This window comes from Pseudomonas sp. DY-1, assembly GCF_003626975.1.
Classification (GTDB): Bacteria; Pseudomonadota; Gammaproteobacteria; order Pseudomonadales; family Pseudomonadaceae; genus Metapseudomonas.
Genome location: NZ_CP032616.1, coordinates 4,291,108 through 4,313,566, shown reverse-complemented (window position 1 = coordinate 4,313,566; position 22,459 = coordinate 4,291,108). Strand labels below are relative to the sequence as shown.

Genomic DNA, 22,459 nt, shown 5'->3' with positions numbered 1-22,459 from the left:
GACAAAATCCCGAAACACTCTGCCCCTAGCTATCGCGCGACTGACTGTGCAGCATGGCGCGCGTAGATTCATAACCAAGAGAAGCCTCTGATGCGCCGATTTCTCAGTATTGCCCTGGCCCTTTGCGTCGGCCTGACGCTCAGCCTGGATGTCAACGCCGCCAAGCGTATGGGTGGCGGCAAGTCCTTCGGCTCCGCGCCGACCCACCAGACCCGCCAGGCGGCTCCCGCCCAGCAAGCCCCGAACGCCACCGCCCCTGCCGCAGCTGGCAAGCCCGCCGCAGCCGCGAGCGGTGCATCCCGCTGGCTTGGCCCGCTGGCCGGCATCGCCGCCGGTGGCCTGCTCGCCTCGATGTTCATGGGTGACGGCTTCGACGGCATGCAAATCTTCGACTTCCTGATCATCGGCCTGATCGCCTTCCTGATCTTCCGCTTCCTGGCCGCCCGCAAGCGCGCCCAGCAGCAGGGCCGCCCCGCCATGGCCGGCCATGCGCCGTTCCAGCGTGAAATGCCGCAGATGCCGCAACAGCAGCCGTCGATCTTCGGCAGCTCCGCCCCGGTGGCTCAGCCTGCCTTCAACGCGCCGAGCTGGTTCAACGAGCAGCGCTTCATCGAAGCCGGCCGCGAGCACTTCGTGGCCCTGCAACAGCACTGGGACGCGGCCGAGATGGACAAGATCGCCGAGTTCGTCACCCCGCAGATGCTGAGCTTCCTGAAGGAAGAGCGCGCCAGCCTGGGCGATGCCTACCAGTCCACCTATATCGACAACCTCCAGGTGCAACTGGACGGCATCGATGAGCTGAGCGACAAGACCGTCGCCACCCTGACCTTCAACGGTGTCTCCAAGTCCTCGCGTTTCGACCAGGGCGAAGTGTTCAGCGAAAGCTGGCGCATGGAGCGCGTAAATGGCGAAAACCAGCCCTGGCTGGTGGCGGGCATCCGTCAGAACTGATTGCTTCTGCAATGAAAAAACCCGGGCTTGTCCCGGGTTTTTCGTTTCACTGATGGCGACCGCCACCTCTGCGCCAACGCCGCCGCGCGAGGGAGCGGCGGAACCAGAAGGGCGGCGGAATGGGCGGTCTGACGCCCCGGACCTTCTTCATGATTTCGCGAGCAAATCACGGGCCCTAGTGGCAGAGCTCGCAGACTTCCGCATGTGGCACCAGTTTCAGGTAATCATCCATGCGCATATGCACCAGGTTTTCGTGGTCGCCGGCCTCCAGGTAGATGTCCTTCTGCCGCGTCAACTGCGGGTCCACCAGCATGTTCATGCCATAGGGTTCACCGAGTGCCGGCACGGCACCGAGTTCGCAGTCCTTGAACAGGCGGGCCAGGTCGGCTTCGTGGGTGAGTTGCCAGATCCTCGAGTCCTTGCGCACCTTGCCCATGTCCAGGTGGCGGCTGGAGGGAACGACCGCCATGAGGAAATTGCCTTGGCGATCGTCCAGGATCACCGGCTTGGCCAGACGCTCGGCGGGAATATTGGCGACGCGCGCCGACTCCAGGCTGGTGGCCGAGTGAGGGTGCGGCACCAGATCGAACTGGGTATGGGTACGTTCCAGGCTGCGCTGCAGGGTTGCGGCCATTCGCATGATGCACCTCCTGTGGAAAGCCAGGGTGTTGGCGGCTGCCCGGGGCAGCCGGATGGTGCACAAAGTTTAGCCAGCACATTCCGGCCGGGATAAAGCGGTTGGTGCTGAGCCCGGCACTGCAAAGCAGTGTTGGGCCTAAGCGCGGCGCATTCCAACGTGAGGAATGCCGTCATCCAGGTAAACCTCGGTCACCGCAGAGAAACCGTAGCGGCCGTAGTAACCCTGCAGGTGCGCCTGGGCCGAGAGATACACCGGCATGCCCGGCCAGCGCTTGCCGGCCTCGATCAGGGCACGCTCCATCAGTCCGTGCCCGAGGCCGCGACCACGTGCTTCGGCGGCGCTCACCACGCGTCCGATCACCACGTCGCCGCCCTGGGTCGATGGGTCCAGCAGGCGCAGGTACGCCAGCAGTTTGTCGTCTTCCCAGGCCATCACATGGCAGGTATCGGCTTCCAGGTCCTGGCCATCGACATCCAGGTAGGGGCATTTCTGCTCCACCACGAACACCTGGCAGCGCAGCGCCAGGAACGCGTAGACCTCGTGGGAATCGAGCTCGCTGTGATGTTTGCAGGTCCAGGTGATCGCCATGACAGGCTCCTTGGCAAAAAAGTCGAGGATAAGGTGGGCTGGCCGTGCTGTCTGGTGAAAACCTTCGTCCATTGAACCCGCGATTTTCCCGTCCATCCGGCTACTGTATAAAGCGCATCCCAATGCATGAGGGCCTTTTGCCATGGAAGAAGTCATCGAACAGCTGCGTGAACTCAACGAGCCGGTGCCGGTTCCCCTGGAGCTTCCTGACGAGGAGTTGCTGGTGGAGATCGAGGAGCAGCTGCTGATCAACCTGCCCTTCGAATTGCGCGAGTTCCTGCTCAAGGTCAGCGATGTGGTCTATGGCCGCCTGGAACCGGTGACCGCCACCGACCCGCAATCCCACACCTACCTGCCGGAAGTCGCCGCCGTCGCCTGGGACCTGGGCGTACCGCGCGATCTGGTGCCCCTCTGCCAGGATGGCCGCAACTACTACCTGGTCGACGGCGAAGGCGAAGTCGTCCTGTGGGACGGCGACGAGGGCGAACTCACCGACGAGAGCTGGGACTCCGTCTGGCACTGGGCACGGGACGTCTGGCTGGCCAGCTGATTCCCGCGTCGGAACAGCGGCGTTGAAGATGGGCTCAGTCTGTAGGGTGCGCCATGCGCACCAGCCACCTACTCCGCACGCGGCGCCTGCAGCGCACGCTACGATCGGCGTCGAATGCGCGGGCTGTGCCGCCCGTCAGCGGTGGTTCTGGTTCTGTTCCAGCGTCTCCATCAAGGCAATCTGCATCCGTGAGTGCACACGGATCAACCAGTGCCAGAGCAGCGCGCTGACACCTGCCGCCAGCAGGCCGATAAGCACCAGCAACTCCAGCGTCGGCAGAATGCTCGCCGACAGCGCCATCAGCAGCAGCATGATGACCAGCAGCGAGAGCAGCGGGATCACTTCGGCGATCACCTTGCGCACCCGCTCGGTGTGGCGCCCGGCCTTGTCCGGGCTCACCCCCATTTCCGCCAGCAGCATGGAAAGCGCCTTGAGCTTGCGGTAGGCGGCGATCAGGAAGGGCAGCGAGAGCAGCAGCGCGCCACCCCAGATCAGCGCCTTCTGCTGATTGGGCGAGGTCACCCAGTCGCTCAGGTATTCGGCGAGCGCTCCGGCGAAGTAGGCGCTGCCAAGGAAGATGGCCACCACCAGGGCCAGGTTGACCATTACCTGCAGCAGGATCTTGCGGATCATCCCCGCCAGCACCGCACTCTGACCTTGAGGCTGAATGCTGCGCAGCCACTCGCCGTACAGGCCGAAGACACGCACCAGGGGCTGCGGCATCACCTTGGCCAGCTTGATCGAGAGCGGGTCGGCGGCGCGGATGAGGTAAGGCGTCAGCAGGGTGGTGATGGCCGACACGGCCACCGCTACCGGATAGAGGAAGTCGCTGGTGACCTGCAAGGTGATGCCAAGCGCGGCGATGATGAAAGAGAACTCACCGATCTGCGACAGGCCCATGCCGACCCGTAGCGAGGTGCGGCCGTCATTGCCGGCGATGAAAGCGCCGAGGCCGCAGGAGATCATCTTGCCCAGCACCACCGCCAGGGTGATGACGACGATGGGCCAGGCGTACTCGACCAGCACCTTGGGATCGATCAGCAGGCCGATAGCGACAAAGAAGATCGCGCTGAACATGTCGCGAACCGGCTCGATCAGCCGCTCGATCTGCACCAGCTGGCGCGAGTCGGCCATGATCGCGCCGATCAGGAAGGCGCCCAGCACCATGCTGTATTCGAGCTTCACCACCAGCAGGCAGAAGCCGAAGCACAGGCCGAGCACGGTCACCAGCAGCATCTCGTTGCTCTCGAACTTCGCCACGTAGGCGAGCAGACGCGGCACCAGCAGGATGCCGATGACCAGCGCGACGATCATGAACAGGCTGAGCTTGCCGACGGTGGCGAACACGTCGCCGGTTTCCACCGAGCCGCTCACCGCGATACCTGAAAGCAGCGCGATGATGCCGATACCCAGGATGTCTTCGACGATCAGCACCCCGAAGATGAGCTGGGCGAAGCGCTCGTTCTTCAACTTCAGGTCGCTGAGCGCCTTGACGATGATGGTGGTAGACGAGATGGCCAGGATCGCGCCGAGGAACAGCGAGTCCATGGTGCTCCAGCCGAAATAGCTGCCGATCTCGTAGCCGATCCAGATCATCAGCACGATTTCCAGGAAGGCGGCGATGAAGGCCGTGGCACCGACCTTGAACAACTTGGCGAGGCTGAATTCGAGCCCCAGGCAGAACATCAGGAAGATCACCCCGAGCTCGGCGAGGGTCTTGATGGTTTCCTCGTCATGGATCAGCTCGAAGGGCGGCGTGTGCGGCCCGATGATGAAGCCAGCGACGATGTAGCCCAGCACCACTGGCTGTTTGAAGCGGTGGAAAAGGATGGTCACCATGCCCGCGACCAGCATGATCACGGCAAGATCCTGGATGAAAGCAATGGCATGCATGGCGGCCGACTCCTTTTCTGCAATGCGCGGCACAGCGATCCCGCGCGCGGGCAACTCGCTCGGCTCCAGCGGAGCCATGTAGGAATTAGGGAAGTTGATGCAAGGAACGCACGCAGACTATCACTGCGACATGTCTCGCCAGGTCAGAGCAATATGCCGTAACACTTGCCTGAAGCATCCTACGGGAGCAGGGCTGACCCGCTCCCGCAGAACACCGGATCAGCCGCTGCGGGCCTGTGCGAAGTCCAGTTCCAGCAGGTTAAGAAGGAATTGGCCGAAGTAGGAAAGGTCCTGCTCGATGGCAAAACGCGCGGCCTTGCCGTCGCCTTCCAGCAGCGCCTTGAAGGCGTCCTCGTGGAAGTCGTTCAGACGTAATGACAGGTCCGCCTCGGTGAACAGTCGGTTGAAGAAAGGTCCGACCTGCAGCCAGAGGGTTTCGATGGTACGTAGCAGGACCGGATTGCCACAGGCACCGTAAAGAACCCGATGGAATTGGCTGTTATCGGTCAGGTAGCCCTGCACATCTCGCTGCTCGATGGCGATATCCATGCGCTCCATGCAGGCCCGCAGGATTTCCAGCTCCTCGGCGGTCAATCGCGCGGCGGCCGTTTCCACGGCCATGCCTTCCAGTGCCATACGCACCTGGAAGATCTGCTTGAAGCGTTCCCGGGTCATGGGCGGCACGCGCACCGAGCGCTGTGGCTCGCCCTCGAGGGCGCCTTCAGCCACCAGGCGCTGCAAGGCGGCGCGTACGGGCATCGGGCTGGTGCCCCAGGCAGCGGCGAGATCGCGGATCTTCAGGCGCTCGCCGGGTTTGAACTGGCCTGCCAGCAGGCCCTCGCGTAGTCGTTGGTAAAGCAGTTCCTGCAGGTTCTCGGCCATGGGCTTGTCACCACGCAATGGCCGGCGGCGCCGGCAGTTGGTTCAGGGTCAGGCTGCAGTTACGCATCGTTATGGTCGCCTTCTGTTTGGAGGGATTGGTGGGGCTGATCAAGGTTCGTTGCCAGACCAGTGGACGCTTTCCATCTAGTCTTTCGCTCGGTCCTGTGATCACAAATATGGTTGAACGTTAAATTTCAGGGCTTCTTATAGCAAGTCTTGACAGAATTGTGATCACAAAACACGATGTGCAGAAATTCGAACGAGGTGTTCAACATGACTACCAGTGGAATCAGCCAAGCCGCTGTGGAAACCTTCGCCGCCCGCGAGCGCGCCCGTTTCCTCGAGCGCAACCCGAAATCCGTCGCCCTCGCCGAACGCGCGCACAAGTCTCTGTATGCCGGCGTGCCGATGCACTGGATGGCCGACTGGTCCACACCTTGCCCGTTGTTCGTCGAACGCGCGAAGGGCGCCCGCTTCTATGACGTCGACGGCCACGAATACATCGACTTCTGCCTGGGCGACACCGGCACCATGTTCGGTCACTCGCCGGACCCGATCGCCAAGGCCATCGCCGAGCAGGCCAACAACGGCCTGACCACCATGCTGCCGGGCGAGGACGCCGTGGTCTGCGGCGAACTGCTGGCCCAGCGCTTTGGCCTGCCCTATTGGCAGGTGACCGCCACCGCCACCGACTCCAACCGCTACGTGCTGCGCTGGGCCCGGGCCATCACCGAGCGCAAGACCCTGCTGGTGTTCGACGGCTGCTATCACGGCACCGTGGATGATGTGATGGTGCGCTACCGCGATGGCGAAACCGTGCCCCGCTCCGGCCTGGTCGGCCAGGCCTACGACCTGACCCAGTACAGCCGCTCCATTCCCTTCAACGATGTCGAGGCACTGGAAGCCGCGCTGGCGAAGGGCGACGTTTGCGCCCTGCTCTGCGAGCCGGCCATGACCAACATCGGCATGGTCCTGCCCGACCCGGGCTTCATGCAGAAGTGCCGGGAACTGACACGCAAGTACGGCAGCCTGCTGATCATCGACGAAACCCACACCATCTCCACCAACATCGGCGGCTGCACCCAGCTGTGGAACCTCGATCCGGACTTCTTCGTGGTCGGCAAGCCGATCGCCGGCGGTGTGCCTTGCGGCATCTTCGGCTGCAGCGCGGACATGGCAGAGCGGATGCTCGCCTCGCGCAAGAAAGCCCAGGAAGACAGCCATGGCCACGGCCATAGCGGCATGGGCACTACCCTCTCGGCCAACGCCCTGGCCATGCACTGCATGCGCGCCAACCTCGAACAGGTAATGACCCAGGCCGCCTATGACCACATGTTGCCGCTGGCCAAGCGGCTGGCCGATGGCTTCCGCAGCCTGATCGCCAAGCACGAGCTGAAGTGGTCGGTGACCGAGCTGGGCGCGCGCAGCGAGTTCCAGTTCTGCTCGGTATCCCCGCGCACCGGCGCCGAAGCCGAAGCCGCGTTCCACGATGAGCTGCAGATGGCGCTGCACCTCTACCTGATCAACCGCGGCATCCTGATCACGCCTTTCCACAACATGACGCTGTGCTGCCCGTCCACCACCGCCGCCGACGTGGACCAGCTCATCGCGACCCTGGACGAAGCCATAGGCGAACTGCTGGCCATCCCCGGCGCCCGCGAATGATCCGCAGGGTGCGCCCCGCGCACCGATAACCCGAATGAAAGGTGCGCACGGCGCACCCTACCCAAGAGAACGATCATGAAATTCGCCGATCCCCAGGAAGCCCGCGACTTCCTTGAACAACATCCGGAAGTACGCAGCATCGAACTGATGCTGTTCGACGCCAACGGCATCCCGCGCGGCAAGCTGCTGCACCGTGAAGAACTGCTGGCGATCTTCGAGAACGGCCGCCCGTTGCCCAGCTCCATTCTCTCGCTGACCATCCAGGGCGAGGATGTCGAGGCCAGCGGCCTGGTCTGGGAAGTCGCCGACGCCGACTGCTGGACCTACCCGATACCCGGTTCGCTGGCAATGCAGCCCTGGCGCGCCACACCCACTGCCCAGGTGCAGGTAAGCATGCACCCGACCCAGGGCCTGCCGGCCAGCCCCGGCGACCCGCGCCATGTGCTGGCACGCACCATCGAACGCCTCAAGGCCGACGGCTATCACCCGGTGATGGCAGTCGAGCTGGAGTTCTACTTGCTGGACAAGCAGCGCGATGCCAACGGTCGTCCACAGCCAGCCCTGCAGGGGAACGGCGTGCGCCCGCAGGCGCCGCAGGTCTACGGCGTTTATGAGCTGGAACAACTGCAGCCTTTCCTCGACGACCTCTACGCGGCCTGCGAGGCCCAGGGCCTGCCGGTTCGCACCGCCATCTCAGAGTACGCCCCTGGCCAACTGGAGCTGACCCTCGAGCACCGTTTCGACGCCCTGCGCGCGGTCGATGAAGGCGTTCGCTACAAGCGCCTGGTAAAAGGCGTGGCCAACAAGCACGGGCTGGTCGCCTGCTTCATGGCCAAGCCGTTCGGCGACCTTGCCGGTAGCGGTCTGCACATGCACGTGAGCCTCGCCGATGAGCAGGGCAACAACCTGATGGCCAGCGAGGACCCGCACGGTACGCCGCTGCTGCGCCACGCCATCGGCGGGATGATGGCCACGCTTAACGACGCGCTGGCGATCTTCTGTCCCAACGCCAACTCGTACCGCCGCTTCCAGGCCAACAGCTACGCGCCTCTGGCGAAAAGCTGGGGCGTGAACAACCGTACCGTGTCTTTCCGCGTACCTGGCGGCCCCGCCAAGAGCCGTCACGTCGAGCACCGCATCTGTGGCGCCGACGCCAACCCGTATCTGGCGGCCGCGGCAATCCTCGCCGGCATCCACAAGGGCATTCGCGAACAGATCGACCCGGGCGAGCCCATCCTTGGCAACGGCTATGAGCAGGCACGCGAAACCCTGCCGACGGACTGGCTCACCGCCCTGCGCAACCTGGAACAATCGGCCTGGGCCAAGGACGCACTGGGCGAGGACTTCCTGAAGATCTTCCTCGCCATCAAGTGGGAAGAGTTCCGCCAGTTCGTCAGCGAAGTCGGCGAACAGGACTGGCGCTGGTACCTGACCCACGCCTGATTGTGACCGGACTGCGCGCAGCGCCCGGCAATCTCGCCGGGCGCTGACGTTCTCCCCGTACGGCTGCTAGGCTCACAACATCTCCACCTTTTCTGGCCCGCTCGATGAAGGCTGCGATCCTCACGCTGCTGTTCCTGGCTATCGGCGTCTGCCAGGCAGAGCCGTTGCGCATCGGCCTGGAAAGCCAGGACTACCTTCCCTATTACCGTGCAATACCAGGCCAGCCCGCCGAGGGCTACGCCATCGCCCTTCTCCAACGCTTCGCCATAAGCCAGGGCCTTGCCCTCGAACTGGAACCCCTGCCGATCAATCGCCTGCACCGCAACCTGCAGACCACAGACCGGCTGATGCTGGTGTTCCCCGACAACCCCAAGTGGTCGCGCCAACTCAAGGGCGATGCACGCCTGCACTACAGCCGCCCGGTGATTCGGATAATCGATGGCACCCTGGTGCTGCGCGAGCACCTCGGGCGGGGCGTCGATTCGGTACGCCGTCTCGGCACCGTGCGCGGCTTTACCCCAGAGGCCTGGCAGGAGCGCTTGGGCAATGGTCAGGTTCAACTGGTGGAGGCCGGCGACATCGGCGGCCTTGTGCGCATGCTGCTGCGCTTGCGCATCGACGCCATCTACGCCAATCCGGAAGTGCTGCACCACTACCTGGAAACCAGTACCAACCTTGGCAGTGACCGTTTGCTGCTGGACCCGCAGTTGCCGCTGGAGCGGACGGCCTTCCACGCCAGCAGCCTGAAGCACCCGGAGATCCTCGAAGCCTTCGACCGGTTCCTGATGGAGCAAAGCGAGGAACTGGCGCAGCTACGCCGTCAGCACGGCCTGGCCTGCGGCCCCAGCGACCTGGTGGAGGAACGCCCAGCCTGCCATCAGACGAGCGAAGCCCCCTGAGTCGATGGTTATCCACAAGCGTCCATGGAAATGCGTGACGCCGACTGTAGCGCCCCGGCGCCAGCCTGCGTCTATCCCTGACAGCCCCCAAACTGACGAGGCCAGCATGGAACCCGGAACCGCACAACTGTCGATGACCGTCCTCATGACCCCGGATATGGCCAACTTCTCCGGTAACGTCCACGGCGGCACCCTGCTCAAGTACCTCGATGAAGTCGCCTACGCCTGCGCCAGCCGTTATGCCGGTCGTTACGTGGTGACCCTCTCGGTGGACCAGGTGATCTTCCGCGAACCTATCCACGTGGGCGAACTGGTCACGTTCCTCGCCTCGGTGAACTTCACCGGCAACACCTCGATGGAAGTAGGCATCAAGGTGGTCACCGAGAACATCCGCGAGCGCTCGGTACGCCACACAAACAGCTGCTTCTTCACCATGGTGGCCCTGGACGACGAACGACGTCCCGCGCAGGTACCCCCCCTGCAACCGGAAACCACCGATGAGAAGCGCCGCTTCGCCCAGGCCAGGCAGCGCCGCCAGATTCGCCAGGAACTCGAAGCGCGCTACCGGGAAATGCGCGAAGGCATCTGAAGCCGCGCCTTTCCTTCTGTTCCCCAAAATCAGTGGAAGGGCCTGTGGATAAGGTGTAGACCAACCTCCAGGCCCCACACCACGCGCGCCTCACCGCGATCAGGCTATTTTCTGAGCATTTTCAATCGCTTGCTCTGTGCATTGCACACAGATACTGTGCAACAGACTGTGGATAAGCTGTTCGGACACTTTGCTACCCCACGCTAACCGGGCACTTCCGGGGATTGACCAGTTTCCGACCAGGTTCAGCGCCCCGCGGAAAAACACCCTGCGTACGCCTTCTCCCTTTTGCGGAGATGCCCATTGCAGAGCCTTTTTCCCCCAAATCCGGTGGACGCTTCTGTGGATAAGATGTCAATGGATGCACGAAGCCCAAGACTGACGCAGCTTCCCACTTCCTGGGCATTTTTCGAGCAAATTCATAGGGATAACTCGACCATTGCGCACAATATCTGTGTAGCCATCTGTGGATAGCTTGTGCGGACAATGCTGCAGGGCACGGCCAACGCGGCCTCCATCAACATGATCACTTTATGTTCAACCTGCAGCCGTAAAGACTCCTCTGTGCATAAAGCATTGCATCACCTCTCCTGCAGGAGCCAATTCATTCGCGAAACCACGCCAAGAGACCTTGGCTGACGGGCAAACTTTCATGAAAGTGGCGAGGGCCGGAGATCTGTTCACAGGGAGCCAGCGCTTTTACCCAAAACCCGTGGACTCATCTGTGGATAAACTGTAGTTCGACTTCCAGGAAGCCGGTGCACCGCGGCTTTCCCATCTCTGTACATTTTTCGTTCTATTTCAATTACTTGTGCTTGGCATTGCGCACAATATCTGTGCAGGCATCTGTGTATAAGCTGTACAGGCATCGCTGCAGGCCAGTAGTGGTGTGCGCTCCAGCCATCTGATCATTCCATGACCACCTGTGCCTTCATGGCAGCGCCAATGCTGGACAGCGCCATGGCGCCACCAAGTAACCCACAACCCCGTGAGAGGTTTTCCACGCTTGTACCCAATTCACGTGGATGGTCCTGTGCATAAGGTGTCCATGGATGGCCGTAACCCAGGCGCAGAGCGGCTTGCCGTCGATTGAGTGTTTTTCGCGCAATTTCAATAACTTACACAGACGACTACACACAATATCTGTGCAGCCGTCTGTGGATAAGCTGTGCGGGCACCGCTGTATCCCACGATTGACGCGGTTCGCACGAAACTGATCAGTAAATGATCACGCGCCCCGGTGCGGACTTATCCCCCGCAGCAGCCGCAGACCGACATGTTGCCGGGTTCGGTTGTCTTCCAATTGCCGTTCCAGCCACCCTTGCTGTTGCACACCTTGGGGCAAGTCTGTGCGGCCTGGCTGTTGTTCCAGATGGGCCCGGCTTGCACGTCCTGCGGGGTGGCACATTGGCCCTGCATCACGTCGTCGAAAATGTGGCTCAAGCTGGCCCAGGGAATGGTGTTGCTGTTTCCGCTGCCATTGAAGTTGTGGCAACCGAAGCAGTTGGAAATGAAGGGCTGCGTCGGGTCGACGTTCTGGAAGGTTGTTTCCATCACAGAATTGGCCAGGCGCATGGACCCGCGCTGGTTGGAGAACGTGGAGGATGGCTGGGTAACGTCGTTTTCCCAGAGGGCACCAACATTCATGTAGTTCTGCCAGACGCTCATGGGATTGTCGCTGCCCAATGCCGAGAGGAAGCCCTGGATCTGCGTGTTCAGGCTGTCGATATCGGCGATGTTGGTGTCTGCTTCATGGTCGGCGGTGTTGGTCCCGTCATGGTAGACCCGGCAGATTTCCGAGGGCGTCCCGGTAAGGCTGGTGCTGGGCGCGGCCAGGTTCATGTTGCAGGTAGACGGAGGGTTATCCACAGCGCAGGTCGGGCTGGTGAAAGACCATCCTTCCGCTGGAGCGGTCCCCGGATTGCTGCATTCGGGCACGTTGCTGCGGTGCTCGAAAGTGGCCCAGATGAATTCCGGGTGCAGCGCGGTGGCGATCGCCATGTGGAACCCCACCAGCCCCAGCAACTCGTTGCCGGGCACCCCATCCACGTTTGCCTCTATCCAGAAGTAATTCGGTTTGTCGGCATCGGTGATGATCCGCCAGGCACTTTTCATCTCGGTGGTACCGGCTGGGTAGTTCGGCGCGCTCTGAATCTGCGCCACGTTGCAGAGGCTCTGGCTGAAGCGGATCTCGTAGAAGACCACATTGCCGTTCTGGTCGAAGATGGTGTCGCCGCCACCCGCCTGGCCGGTGCGCTCCGGAATCTGGAAGGGTGTGCCGGCAGCGATGGGCTTGTCGCGGCGCACGAACATCACTTCGGACTGATTGGCCGGATCACAGGAATTGGTGCCGGTCGCCTGGAGGATCGGGTAATTGGCGTTGATCTGGAAGTTGCGCAGGCTCGGATCGCTCTGTGACGGGCTCACCAGTTGGAAGAACCATTGCCAGGCGAACTGATAGAAGTCGCAGAAATCTGCGTTGCTGCCTTCAGGTATCTCGCTGGGTGGGGCAGGGTTGGTGATCCAGTCCTGGCTGGCGCTGCAGGCGGGACTCGCCGCCTGCGCCGAACCGGCGACCAGCAACGGGCCTGCGCAGAGCAACGCCAGCGAAAGCAACCAGGCAACACGGAATGTCCTTGCTGTGTTCATCATCCATCTCCTTTTGTTCAGCTCATCAGGGCACGGGCCAGCCAGGCGCGGCGAAATGCGCGGCGCCTCAGGCCCGATGCAGTGCATCGCCAAGAAACAGCGGAGGGCAGATGATTGATGCGAGGCCGCGCTTTGCGCGGGGGCTGGCGTCCTGCCGGCGGGTGCTCCTTGCGATGGAATCAGGCTAGAAGAGTGACCACAGCCCGGCAAACCACGGTGCCGAACGGCATCTGTGGATAACCCGGCAGGAAAGGTTGCGGGGCCGAACGGCCCCGCGGGCAGGCATCAGTGCTGGTGCTCGGCGTTACCGGCCGGTGCTTCCTTCTGTACGTGGATTTCCACTTCCAGGTCGCCCGCCTTCTGGAAGTGCAGGGTCATGGGGAACTTGTCGCCATCATTCAGCGGTTGCTTCAGGCCAAACATCATCAAGTGGTAGCCGCCCTGTTCGAGACGCGCTTCGCCACCGCCAGGGATATCGAGACCGTCCGGCACCTGCTGCATCTTCATCAGGCCGTCCTTGTGCAGGTGCTCGTGAATCTCTGTCTTGCCGGCACGGGCGGTATCGGCGCCGAGCAGCTTGTCGGCCTCCGAGCCCTTGTTGTGGATAACCAGGTAGGCGGCGCCATTGGGTGATACCGCGGGCACGGCCAGAGCCCATGGATGTTCGATATGCAGCGAGCCAAGGTTGTACTCATGGGCGGCCAGGGAGCCAGAGAAACTCAGCAGGGCCCCCAGGGCCAGCAAGGTCTTGCGCATGTTGAAACTCCGTTCATTCGATTGACTGGCGCCCACCTCCGGCGGGCGCCGATTGCTCTCCATTGCGGACGCGGCAACAACACCGCGCCTGCTGGCCGGACTAACCGGCCACCACCTTGCTGCCGCCGATGCGCGACAGCACCAGCCAGTCCAGCCCCCAGATCGCCAGGAGGGACAGGCCCACAAGCGGGAACGCGATACCGAGGCCGATCATGATCACCACCGCGGTTTTCCACAATGGCAGGTCATGGCGCAGCGGCGGTACGCCAAGCGAACCTTGCGGGCGGCGCTTCCACCACATCACCAGACCACTCACGGCGCTCAGCAGGATCAACAAGCAGACGCCGAACATCAGCAGTTGGTTGGCGAGACCGAAGAACTTGCCTTCATGCAGCACCACGCCCATCTCGACACTCTTGGCGACAACGCCGTAGTCCTGCCAGCGGATATCGGCGAGCACCTTGCCGCTGTACTGATCCAGGTGCAGGGTGGCGTCGTTGCGCGGGTCATCGGCGAACACGGCGATGCTGAAAACGCCAGTGGCGTCAGCCGGCAGGGTGATGCTGTAGCCCGGTACCACGCCACGGTCGCTAGCGGTGTCGACCACCTGCTGCAAGCTCACCTGGCCGGCACCAATGGTCATCGCCGCCATGTCATGCCCCTTGTGCGCGGCGTGCGGATCGGAGGCCGGCAGCGGCGTGTTCTCCACCGCCCAGGCCACGGTCTGGTCTTCGGCGGTGTTCAGGCTACGAGCCTGCTGGTCGGATTTGGGCACCTCGTTCCACATGGCCGCCGGGAAGGTGTTCCAGACGTCGGCGAACTTCTCACCCCAGAAGCCCGTCCAGGTCATTCCGGTGAGCAGCATGAACAGCAGCAGCAGCGATCCCCAGAAACCGGTCACCGCATGCAGGTCACGCCAGAAAAGTCGCCCGCGAATGGCCAGCCTTGGCCAGAACACGCCGCGCATGCCTTGCCCTCGCGGCCACCAGAGGTAGAGGCCGGAAACCACCAGTACGATCGCCCATCCAGCGGCCAGCTCGATCAACCGATCACCGACTGTGCCGACCAGCAGGGTGCCGTGTAGTGAGCGGGCAATGGCCTGGAGGTTGTTCTGCGCGTCTTGGGTGCCCAGCACCTGGCCGCTGTAGGGGTCGAGGAAGAGGTTGGTCTTGCGCCCGTCGAGGCTGACCACGAACTGCGCACTGTGCTCGGCATCCAGCGGCGGCAGGTACTGGCTGACGGCGGCTTGTGGATAAGCCTGCCGCACCTTGTCCAGCTGCTGGTCGGCGGTCAACGCCGGGCCGGCGGGACGAACCTGCATCAGGTCGCTGTAGAGCAGGTTGTCCAGCTGCGGTTTGAACAGGTAGATGCTGCCGGTGACCGCCAGCATGATCATGAAGGGGATGACGAACAGCCCGGCATAGAAATGCCAGCGCCACGCCAGGTTGTAAAAGGAGACAGCGTTTTTCGACATTGTCGTGCTTCCCTGATGAACCAGTAGCCTGCGCGCACAGGTGCCGGTATGGGCCGGGCCATGCACTGCAGAAGGTAAGGTTTGCGTGGGTCAGGAAAGCGCGACGGGGGGAGCGCGAGTCAGTGCGCCAGGGAAGATCGCCCTGCCGCCGTGGCCGCTCAAGGTGGCCAGCGCCGGCTGCGGGTTGGCGAGCCCGGCAAGGTCCAGGCCGTGCAGGCCGGCCTGCGTCAGGGCGGGAGAATTTAACAGCAGGGTGCAATAACCGCACTTGGCCCAGGACATCTCGTGGCTGGGCATGGACGGTTCATGACCGGGAGCGCCGTGGTCGGTGGCACAAGCCAACTCATCCATCCACGCCGGTACCCCACCCTGCCCCATGTCCCGCGCCTGGGACACCAGCGGACCGACGAGCACCAGCAGCATGGCCAGAAGGCCAAGCCAGGCGCCGCGATGTCGTGCTCTGCCGTGGGTCACAGGTAGGTTCCATGCCGGTCGAACGGGGGGCGCATATGCTAGCCAAGCGCCTGCTCGGGATGAAGCCTAGTCGCTGGGACAGATGGCCGCAGGCCGGATGTTCCGGAATTCACACCGTTCGGCAGCAGTAGAGCTGACTCTGGCGGCACCGATGCGACGCTCTCCCGCGGCAAGCAACAGGGAAGAATCCGTATCGAGGTGGCCCTCTGAAACCACCGAGGATGGTTTAAGCTTGGGTCTATGTTTCTGGAGCCAACATGCTGAGCCTGGCTGACGTATTCCTGCTGATGTTGTTCGCCGCCAGCGCGGCCTGGCTGTGGCGCGGTCATGGTGTGCGCGAACGTGCGCTGGCGCTCGCCAAGCAGCATTGCGCGCGCCTCGATCTGGAGCTGCTGGATGGCAACGTTGCCTTCCGCCGCCTGGCAATGGTGCGCGATGGCAAGGGCAACCGCCGTCTGGCCCGCATCTACGACTTCGAATTCACCGTCACCGGTGAACAACGTCTGACCGGCAGCATCCAGATGTTCGGCAATCACCTGGGCCGTATCGATGTCGAGGCCCATCCTTTCCGCTCAGACCTCGAGATCGAGCGGGACGACAAGGTTATCCACATGAACGAATGGCGACGCAATCATCCCAAGCCGGATGAAAAACGCCGGGTGGACTGACCGCCAGTGATTAATCTGAAAACGGGCCCTCGGGCCCGTTTTTCATGGGCGGCCCGAAATCACACGGAGCATTCTATGGATAAGCTCCTGCCATTGGTGTTCGCCGGCGTACGTCATGGCCGTCGCAGAAGGCGGCAGCGCCACCGATGTCGGCGCGACGTCCTCAATCTCTGGTTGCGCCGACAACCTTCGAACAGCCATGCGGGATCAAAGCCATCCCAGACACCCGCAGTGGTCCAGGTATTCAGCCAGACCACGGGAGCCACTTCCAGGCGGTAGATGGCCTCCAGCTCGTCCTGTGGATAACCGCTGCCGCGCAATACCCGCGCCAGGTTTTCGAGGCTGGCGGCGTCCAGTTCGATATCGCGCCAGAGCTCGGAGAGCGCCAGCCACACCGCTTCCCGGCGCGGGTCACTCATGACATGCGAAACAGAAACTCGGCCGTGCGCTCGGCGCTGGCCTGGGGAAATTCCTGCATGAAGCAGTGGCCACCCTCCACCACCTGTGCACTAACGTGGCCATTGAGGGCGGTCAGGCGCGCCACCGACTTGGCCACGAAGGGGTAACTGTGCTGGCCGTGGAGAATCAGGGTCGGCGTGACGATACGTCCCAGCGACGGCCACAGGCGCTTGGGGAAGGAGCTGAAGATTTCCGCCTCGCGACTCGGGCGGCACTTCAACTCGACGCCGTTATCCACAACCTTGATAGCGTGATCCACATAGCCGTTCAGTGCCTCTTCGGTCCAGCCCTTGAAGATCCCCCGCCCATGCAGGCCGTGCCACGCGGCCTGGTGATCGGCCCAGTGATTGCGCCGCGCCCGGGCACGGCTGGCCATGGTGGTGCGGCGGTGCAGGCCGAGCACTTCGGAGAACGCCATCACCCCGATCATCGCCGGCGTGAAGATCACCGGATCGAGCAGGACTGCGCGGCTGAACAGTTCCGGGTGACGAGCCAGGATCAGGCTGCTCAGCACTCCGCCGAAGCTGTGCCCGACCGCCACCCGCGTCACATCGCCGTACTCCCGGCGTCCAGCCTCGAAAGCCTCCACCGCCAGCTCGGCGTTGCGGTTCCAGCCCACGAATCGGCCGCCATGGTCGCTGTCACCGTGACCCTGGATATCACAGAGCCAGAGGTCGAAATCTTCCGCCAACGCTTGCAGCAGGGGCGTGTAGGTGCGGCCACAGAAACCGTTGCCGTGGAGGAAGTGCAGGAGCGGTTTGCCGGAAGCCGGAGTGTGCCAGCCGCGCAGGGTGAATCCGGCGGAAGTGGAGTGGGACCAGGGGAGCAATTGCATCGAACGTGCCTTGAAGTTGTCTGCGCGAAGTGTATCCGCAGACTCCCGCCAGGAGCAGTAGTCAGGGCCTGCCGTGCTATCGTCGCCGCCTCTGCCCTGGGGACACCACGCCTTGATCTCCCGCCAACTGCGCATCGCCCTGCTGATCCTGCTGCTACTCGCCGGTCTGTTCCTGGCGATGCATCTGGCCGGCCGTCAGGCCGAACGCCAGGCCTTGCGCGATGAAGGCGAGCAGGCCCGCGAGCAGTTGACGCTCTACGCCGGCAGCCTGCGTACGCTGATCGACCGCTTCCGCGCCCTGCCTGCCGTGCTGGCGCTGGACCCGGAGCTACGCGCGACACTGGCCGGACCTGTGGATAAAGATGCCCAGCACAGCCTCAACATCAAGCTGGAACAGATGAACCGCGCCGCCGGTTCCACGACCCTTGAACTGCTGGATCGCAACGGCCTGGCCGTGGCCGCCAGCAACTGGCGTCTGCCCACCAGCTTTGTCGGCCACAACTACGGCTTCCGCCCCTACTTCGCCGAAGCCCGGCGTCTTGGCAGCGGCCGCTTCTACGCAGTAGGGGTGACCAGCGGGATTCCCGGCTACTTCCTGGCCAGCGCCGTGCGCGGTATCGAGGAGGCCTTCATCGGCGCCATCGTGGTGAAGCTGGAGTTTCCCGAACTGGAGCAGGAATGGGGCCAACGCTCGGACATCATCCTGGTCAGCGACGCCCGTGGCGTGGTGTTCATCGCCAATCAGGCCGGATGGCGCTACCGCGAGCTGCAGCCCATCTCCGCCGAGGGCCGCGCTGAAATGACCGCCACCCGCCAGTACGACAAGCAGCCCCTTGCGCCACTTATCCACAACACTCGGGTCGATTTCGGCGAAGGTAGCCGGCTGGCCCGGGTCGAGGGGCCTAACGGCCCCGCTGACTACCTCTGGGAAAGCCTGCCGCTGGCCAGCGAAGGCTGGACCCTGCATTTGCTGCGCATTCCGCAGGAAGCCGCCAGCAGTGCGCGCGCCGCCAGCCTTGCTGCCGGTGGAGCCTGGCTGGCGGTATTCTTCCTGGCCCTGTTCCTGCACCAGCGCTGGCGCCTGGCTCGTATCCGCCAGCGCAGCCGGGAGGAGCTGGAGCAGTTGGTGGAACAACGCACCGCGGCCCTGCGCACGGCCCAGGACGGGCTGATCCAGGCGGCCAAGCTCGCCGCCCTGGGACAGATGTCCACAGCCCTTGCCCACGAGATCAACCAGCCGCTCACCGCCCTGCAAATGCACCTGGCGAGCCTGCGTCTCATGCTCGATAACGGCCAACTGGAGCAAGCGCGCAAGGCCTTGGGGCGTCATGACGAACTGCTACAGCGAATGGCCGCCCTGACCGGGCACCTCAAGACCTATGCACGCAAGACGCCCGGAGGCCTGCGCGAATGCCTCGAGCTGGGTAGCGTTGTGGATAAGTCCCTGCAATTGCTGACCCCCAACCTGCGCGATGCCCGCGTTCAGATCAGCCAGGAGCTGAACGTGCCGGCCTGGGTTTCGGGTGATGCCATCCGCCTCGAACAGGTGCTGGTCAACCTGTTGCGCAACGCCCTCGACGCCGTGGCCGGAAAGCCCGAGCCAAAACTGTGGATAACCCTTCGGCGGGACGACGGTCACTGGCTGCTCGAAGTGGCCGACAACGGTGGAGGTATTCGCGAGGAAGACCTGCCAAGGGTGTTCGACCCCTTCTTCACCACCAAGCCGGCCGGTGCCGGATTGGGCATCGGACTGGCGGTTTCCTACGCCATCGTCCACGAACTGGGCGGCACGCTGACCGCCGCCAACCAGGCCGAGGGCGCGCTATTCAGCCTGCGCCTGCCTGTGGATAAAGCCAGAGAGGAAGTGCCATGACAGCCCAGGTGATCTTCGTCGACGACGAATCGGCCATCCGTGACGCCGTGCGCGAGTGGCTGGAGCTCTCCGGATTCGAAGTGCAGGTGGAGTCCAGCGCCGAGGACTGCCTCAAACACCTCGACGGGGATTTCCCCGGCGTGGTCATCAGCGACCTGCGCATGCCCGGCATGGGTGGCATGGCCTTGCTCCAGGCCGTGCAGGCGCTGGACCGCGAGTTGCCCTTCCTGATGGTCACCGGCCATGGCGACGTACCGCAGGCCGTGGAGGCAATGCGCCTGGGTGCCTATGACTTCATCGAGAAGCCCTTCACCGCCGAGCGCCTGCTGGACAGCCTGCGCCGTGCCCTGGAAAAACGCCGGCTGGTGCAGGAGAACCGTCGCCTGCGGGTCCAGGCGGAGCTCAAGGACGAACTCGACGGGCGCCTGCTCGGCGTCTCCCGCGCCATGGCGCAGTTGCGCCGCCAGGTGCTGGATCTGGCCTCAACCCCGGTGAATATCCTGCTGCGGGGCGATACCGGTGCCGGCAAGGAAATGGTCGCACGCTGCCTGCATGACTTCGGCCCACGCGCCGGGAAGCCTTTCGTGGCGCTGAACTGCGCTGCCATCCCGGAGAACCTGTTCGAGAGCGAGCTGTTCGGCCACGAGAGCGGCGCGTTCACCGGCGCCCAGGGCAAGCGCGTCGGCAAGATCGAACACGCCCATGGCGGCACCCTGTTTCTCGACGAGATCGAGAGCATGCCCCTGGCGCAGCAGGTGAAACTATTGCGGGTGCTGCAGGAGCAACGCCTGGAGCGTCTGGGTTCGAACCAGAGCATCGCTGTGGATATCCGCGTGGTTGCCGCCACTAAGCCAGACCTTCGCGATGAAGTTCGCGCCGGGCGTTTCCGCGAGGACCTGTTGTACCGCCTCAACGTGGCTGAGTTGCAGCTGCCGGCCCTACGCGAGCGGCGCGAGGACATTCCCCTGCTCTTTGAACATTTCGCCCGTCAGGCCAGCGAGCGCCTGGGACGGCCGCAACCCATCCTGACCCCGGCGGAGCTCGCGCAGCTGCTGGCCCACGACTGGCCGGGCAACGTACGCGAGCTGTCCAACGCCGCCGAACGCCATGTCCTGGGGTTATCCACAGGGCAGGCTGAGCGCAAGGACGGCGAGCCTTCCCTTGCCGAGCTGATGGAAGCCTACGAAGCACAATGCCTGCGCCAGGCCCTGGCGCGTAGCCAGGGTGACATCAAGGCCGTGATGACCCTGCTGCAGCTGCCACGCCGCACCCTCAACGAAAAGATGGCCCGCCACGGCCTGGCGCGCAGTGAATTCCTCCGCGGTGAGGATCTGTAGGGGCGCATTCATTCGCCAAGGGCAGCACCGCGGCCGTCTGACAGATCGAAGGGCGAACCTGCGGCCCGCTTGGCGATTGAAATCGCCCCCACAAACAGTGACCTGCCTGAGCTTCGAGATAGGCGGAATCTTGCTCATCGCCATTCAGGCATCGGCAGGATTCCGCGCATGAGCGCCGCAGTATCACGTTGAAACCCCTCTATTCCGGGCCTTTCCTCCCCTGGCACAGCTCCTGCTAAGTGCCCAGTGCCCAAGCGCGCCGCCACAGAGCAGCGCCTCCACAACAACAACTACGCGTCGAGGAAAGATGATGGATAACTCCAGCACCCTGGCTGCCTCTGCAGAACCCCGCACGACATCGCAACGCATCAAATCGATTTTCAGTGGCTCGGTCGGCAACCTGGTCGAGTGGTACGACTGGTACGTGTACGCCGCGTTCTCGCTGTACTTCGCCAAAGCCTTCTTCCCCCAGGGCGACATGACCGCCCAATTGCTCAACACCGCAGCGATCTTCGCCGTCGGCTTCCTGATGCGCCCCATCGGGGGCTGGCTGATGGGTATCTACGCCGACCGCAAGGGCCGCAAGGCTGCCCTGCTGGCTTCGGTGCTGCTGATGTGCTTCGGTTCGCTGATCATCGCCCTGACCCCGAGCTACGAAACCATCGGCGTCGCCGCCCCGATCCTGCTGGTGGTCGCGCGCCTGCTGCAGGGCCTCTCGGTGGGCGGTGAATACGGCACCTCGGCCACCTACCTGTCGGAAATGGCAACCAAGGAGCAACGCGGCTTCTTCTCCAGCTTCCAGTACGTGACCCTGATTTCCGGCCAGCTCATCGCCCTGGCGGTGCTGATCATCCTCCAGCAGACCCTGACCACCGAACAGCTGGAAAGCTGGGGCTGGCGCGTACCCTTCTTCATCGGCGCCCTGTGCGCGGTGGTGGCCATGTTCCTTCGTCGCGGCATGGAAGAGACCGAGTCCTTCACCAAGAAGAAGGACAAGCCGAAGGAAAGCCTGCTGCGCACCCTGTTGCGCCACCCGAAGGAAGTACTGACCGTGGTCGGCCTGACCATGGGCGGCACCCTGGCCTTCTACACCTACACCACCTACATGCAGAAGTACCTGGTGAACACCGTGGGCATGAGCAAGGACGACTCGACCATGATCTCGGCCGCCACTCTGTTCCTGTTCATGCTGCTGCAGCCAATTGTCGGCGGGCTTTCCGACAAGATCGGCCGTCGCCCGATCCTGATCGCCTTCGGCGTGATGGGCACCCTGTTCACCTACCCGATCCTCAGCACCTTGCACACCATCGAGACCTGGTGGGGTGCGTTCTTCCTGATCATGGCGGCGCTGATCATCGTAAGCGGCTACACCTCGATCAACGCCGTGGTGAAGGCCGAGCTCTTCCCCACCGAAATCCGCGCCTTGGGCGTGGGACTCCCGTATGCGCTGACCGTGTCCATCTTCGGCGGAACCGCCGAGTACATCGCCCTGTGGTTCAAGAGCATCGGCATGGAGAGCGGCTTCTACTGGTACGTCACCGCCTGCATCGCCTGCTCGCTGCTGGTGTACGTTTTCATGAAGGACACCCGCACCCACTCGCGTATGGACTGATCCCGGATAGGATCGACAGCATCAGACGGGCCCTGCGGGGCCCGTTTTCGTTTCCGGGGGAATGCATCCGGGTGCGTTCCTTGTAGGGGCGATTTCAATCGCCAAGGGAACCGCAGGTTCGCGCTTTTGCTTTGAACGGGGCAGCGAAGTTCGCTTGGCCTGGACCGGCACCTGTCACCTATATCCCCCGGCTGAACACACAGCGTCCCCTACCCAAGCGGT

20 protein-coding genes are annotated in these 22,459 nt (G+C 63.2%); 10 read left to right on the top strand and 10 right to left on the bottom strand.

All coding sequences use genetic code 11. The features are described from left to right. Positions 1-90: 90 nt before the first annotated feature. Positions 91-951, top strand: a complete 861-nt coding sequence (locus D6Z43_RS20370) for a Tim44 domain-containing protein (RefSeq protein WP_120653873.1) — start codon at positions 91-93, stop codon at positions 949-951. A 175-nt stretch (positions 952-1,126) separates the two neighbouring features. On the opposite strand, the gene D6Z43_RS20365 is transcribed toward D6Z43_RS20370, so the two are convergent. Both D6Z43_RS20365 and D6Z43_RS20360 read right to left on the bottom strand, forming a co-directional pair. Beyond that, entirely contained in the window at positions 1,127-1,591 is a 465-nt protein-coding gene (locus D6Z43_RS20365; protein ID WP_120653872.1) for an aminoacyl-tRNA deacylase, read from the bottom strand. Positions 1,592-1,726: 135 nt separating this feature from the next. Further along, on the bottom strand, positions 1,727-2,179 hold the full coding sequence (locus tag D6Z43_RS20360) for a GNAT family N-acetyltransferase (RefSeq protein WP_120653871.1): 453 nt from the start codon (positions 2,177-2,179) through the stop codon (positions 1,727-1,729). Between the two features lie 142 nt (positions 2,180-2,321). Between D6Z43_RS20360 and D6Z43_RS20355 the strand changes: the two genes are divergently transcribed. Then, positions 2,322-2,729 (top strand): SMI1/KNR4 family protein, encoded by a 408-nt coding sequence (locus tag D6Z43_RS20355; RefSeq protein ID WP_120653870.1) that lies wholly within the window; start codon positions 2,322-2,324, stop codon positions 2,727-2,729. A gap of 135 nt (positions 2,730-2,864) precedes the next feature. Here the strand turns inward: D6Z43_RS20355 and D6Z43_RS20350 are convergent, their stop codons facing one another. Both D6Z43_RS20350 and D6Z43_RS20345 read right to left on the bottom strand, forming a co-directional pair. Continuing rightward, a complete protein-coding gene (locus tag D6Z43_RS20350; RefSeq protein ID WP_120653869.1) occupies positions 2,865-4,622 on the bottom strand; it encodes a cation:proton antiporter in 1,758 nt (585 codons plus the stop codon). Positions 4,623-4,841: 219 nt separating this feature from the next. Then, positions 4,842-5,504 carry a GntR family transcriptional regulator gene (locus tag D6Z43_RS20345; protein ID WP_120653868.1) on the bottom strand — a complete coding sequence of 221 codons (663 nt, stop codon included), beginning with the start codon at positions 5,502-5,504 and terminating at the stop codon, positions 4,842-4,844. A 273-nt stretch (positions 5,505-5,777) separates the two neighbouring features. Here D6Z43_RS20345 and D6Z43_RS20340 point away from each other — a divergent pair, with 273 nt between their 5' ends. The 4 genes from D6Z43_RS20340 to D6Z43_RS20325 all read left to right on the top strand — a co-directional run bounded on the left by D6Z43_RS20340 (position 5,778) and on the right by D6Z43_RS20325 (position 10,100). Then, positions 5,778-7,169 carry an aspartate aminotransferase family protein gene (locus tag D6Z43_RS20340; RefSeq protein ID WP_120653867.1) on the top strand — a complete coding sequence of 464 codons (1,392 nt, stop codon included), beginning with the start codon at positions 5,778-5,780 and terminating at the stop codon, positions 7,167-7,169. A gap of 75 nt (positions 7,170-7,244) precedes the next feature. Next, positions 7,245-8,612, top strand: coding sequence for a glutamine synthetase family protein (locus D6Z43_RS20335; protein ID WP_120653866.1), 1,368 nt, complete (start codon positions 7,245-7,247; stop codon positions 8,610-8,612). 104 nt (positions 8,613-8,716) lie between these two features. After that, positions 8,717-9,511, top strand: a complete 795-nt coding sequence (locus tag D6Z43_RS20330) for an ABC transporter substrate-binding protein (protein ID WP_120653865.1) — start codon at positions 8,717-8,719, stop codon at positions 9,509-9,511. 106 nt (positions 9,512-9,617) lie between these two features. Further along, on the top strand, positions 9,618-10,100 hold the full coding sequence (locus tag D6Z43_RS20325) for an acyl-CoA thioesterase (protein WP_120653864.1): 483 nt from the start codon (positions 9,618-9,620) through the stop codon (positions 10,098-10,100). 1,248 nt (positions 10,101-11,348) lie between these two features. On the opposite strand, the gene D6Z43_RS28145 is transcribed toward D6Z43_RS20325, so the two are convergent. From D6Z43_RS28145 to D6Z43_RS20305, 4 genes are all read right to left on the bottom strand, one after another. Next, positions 11,349-12,749, bottom strand: a complete 1,401-nt coding sequence (locus tag D6Z43_RS28145) for a mannan-binding lectin (RefSeq protein WP_218569225.1) — start codon at positions 12,747-12,749, stop codon at positions 11,349-11,351. Between the two features lie 285 nt (positions 12,750-13,034). After that, positions 13,035-13,505, bottom strand: a complete 471-nt coding sequence (locus D6Z43_RS20315) for a copper chaperone PCu(A)C (RefSeq protein WP_120653863.1) — start codon at positions 13,503-13,505, stop codon at positions 13,035-13,037. A 100-nt stretch (positions 13,506-13,605) separates the two neighbouring features. Continuing rightward, positions 13,606-14,979, bottom strand: a complete 1,374-nt coding sequence (locus tag D6Z43_RS20310; protein WP_120653862.1) for a PepSY domain-containing protein — start codon at positions 14,977-14,979, stop codon at positions 13,606-13,608. 90 nt (positions 14,980-15,069) lie between these two features. Beyond that, entirely contained in the window at positions 15,070-15,453 is a 384-nt protein-coding gene (locus D6Z43_RS20305) for a DUF2946 domain-containing protein (RefSeq protein ID WP_120653861.1), read from the bottom strand. A 257-nt stretch (positions 15,454-15,710) separates the two neighbouring features. Here D6Z43_RS20305 and D6Z43_RS20300 point away from each other — a divergent pair, with 257 nt between their 5' ends. Further along, positions 15,711-16,121 (top strand): DUF3301 domain-containing protein, encoded by a 411-nt coding sequence (locus D6Z43_RS20300; RefSeq protein WP_120653860.1) that lies wholly within the window; start codon positions 15,711-15,713, stop codon positions 16,119-16,121. 113 nt (positions 16,122-16,234) lie between these two features. Here the strand turns inward: D6Z43_RS20300 and D6Z43_RS20295 are convergent, their stop codons facing one another. Together D6Z43_RS20295 and D6Z43_RS20290 are read right to left on the bottom strand one after the other, a co-directional pair. Further along, the gene (locus D6Z43_RS20295; RefSeq protein ID WP_256660891.1) at positions 16,235-16,540 is read right to left on the bottom strand and encodes a hypothetical protein; all 306 of its coding nucleotides are present in this window, start codon (positions 16,538-16,540) and stop codon (positions 16,235-16,237) included. Further along, on the bottom strand, positions 16,537-17,415 hold the full coding sequence (locus D6Z43_RS20290; protein WP_120653859.1) for an alpha/beta fold hydrolase: 879 nt from the start codon (positions 17,413-17,415) through the stop codon (positions 16,537-16,539). Before D6Z43_RS20290 ends, D6Z43_RS20295 begins: the two co-directional genes overlap by 4 nt. A gap of 112 nt (positions 17,416-17,527) precedes the next feature. Between D6Z43_RS20290 and D6Z43_RS20285 the strand changes: the two genes are divergently transcribed. The 3 genes from D6Z43_RS20285 (at position 17,528) to D6Z43_RS20275 (ending at position 22,237) form a co-directional block, all read left to right on the top strand. Then, positions 17,528-19,288, top strand: coding sequence for an ATP-binding protein (locus D6Z43_RS20285; protein WP_256660890.1), 1,761 nt, complete (start codon positions 17,528-17,530; stop codon positions 19,286-19,288). Then, on the top strand, positions 19,285-20,625 hold the full coding sequence (locus tag D6Z43_RS20280; RefSeq protein ID WP_120653858.1) for a sigma-54 dependent transcriptional regulator: 1,341 nt from the start codon (positions 19,285-19,287) through the stop codon (positions 20,623-20,625). Before D6Z43_RS20285 ends, D6Z43_RS20280 begins: the two co-directional genes overlap by 4 nt. A gap of 310 nt (positions 20,626-20,935) precedes the next feature. Continuing rightward, positions 20,936-22,237, top strand: a complete 1,302-nt coding sequence (locus tag D6Z43_RS20275; protein ID WP_120653857.1) for an MFS transporter — start codon at positions 20,936-20,938, stop codon at positions 22,235-22,237. Positions 22,238-22,459 lie beyond the last annotated feature (222 nt).

Bases quoted from the DNA above. Each gene is read 5' to 3' on its own strand.
- D6Z43_RS20370 (WP_120653873.1), top strand. From the start codon at position 91: ATGCGCCGATTTCTCAGTATTGCCCTGGCCCTTTGCGTCGGCCTGACG.
- D6Z43_RS20365 (WP_120653872.1), bottom strand. From the start codon at position 1,591: ATGCGAATGGCCGCAACCCTGCAGCGCAGCCTGGAACGTACCCATACC.
- D6Z43_RS20360 (WP_120653871.1), bottom strand. From the start codon at position 2,179: ATGGCGATCACCTGGACCTGCAAACATCACAGCGAGCTCGATTCCCAC.
- D6Z43_RS20355 (WP_120653870.1), top strand. From the start codon at position 2,322: ATGGAAGAAGTCATCGAACAGCTGCGTGAACTCAACGAGCCGGTGCCG.
- D6Z43_RS20350 (WP_120653869.1), bottom strand. From the start codon at position 4,622: ATGCATGCCATTGCTTTCATCCAGGATCTTGCCGTGATCATGCTGGTC.
- D6Z43_RS20345 (WP_120653868.1), bottom strand. From the start codon at position 5,504: ATGGCCGAGAACCTGCAGGAACTGCTTTACCAACGACTACGCGAGGGC.
- D6Z43_RS20340 (WP_120653867.1), top strand. From the start codon at position 5,778: ATGACTACCAGTGGAATCAGCCAAGCCGCTGTGGAAACCTTCGCCGCC.
- D6Z43_RS20335 (WP_120653866.1), top strand. From the start codon at position 7,245: ATGAAATTCGCCGATCCCCAGGAAGCCCGCGACTTCCTTGAACAACAT.
- D6Z43_RS20330 (WP_120653865.1), top strand. From the start codon at position 8,717: ATGAAGGCTGCGATCCTCACGCTGCTGTTCCTGGCTATCGGCGTCTGC.
- D6Z43_RS20325 (WP_120653864.1), top strand. From the start codon at position 9,618: ATGGAACCCGGAACCGCACAACTGTCGATGACCGTCCTCATGACCCCG.
- D6Z43_RS28145 (WP_218569225.1), bottom strand. From the start codon at position 12,749: ATGAACACAGCAAGGACATTCCGTGTTGCCTGGTTGCTTTCGCTGGCG.
- D6Z43_RS20315 (WP_120653863.1), bottom strand. From the start codon at position 13,505: ATGCGCAAGACCTTGCTGGCCCTGGGGGCCCTGCTGAGTTTCTCTGGC.
- D6Z43_RS20310 (WP_120653862.1), bottom strand. From the start codon at position 14,979: ATGTCGAAAAACGCTGTCTCCTTTTACAACCTGGCGTGGCGCTGGCAT.
- D6Z43_RS20300 (WP_120653860.1), top strand. From the start codon at position 15,711: ATGCTGAGCCTGGCTGACGTATTCCTGCTGATGTTGTTCGCCGCCAGC.
- D6Z43_RS20295 (WP_256660891.1), bottom strand. From the start codon at position 16,540: ATGAGTGACCCGCGCCGGGAAGCGGTGTGGCTGGCGCTCTCCGAGCTC.
- D6Z43_RS20290 (WP_120653859.1), bottom strand. From the start codon at position 17,415: ATGCAATTGCTCCCCTGGTCCCACTCCACTTCCGCCGGATTCACCCTG.
- D6Z43_RS20280 (WP_120653858.1), top strand. From the start codon at position 19,285: ATGACAGCCCAGGTGATCTTCGTCGACGACGAATCGGCCATCCGTGAC.
- D6Z43_RS20275 (WP_120653857.1), top strand. From the start codon at position 20,936: ATGGATAACTCCAGCACCCTGGCTGCCTCTGCAGAACCCCGCACGACA.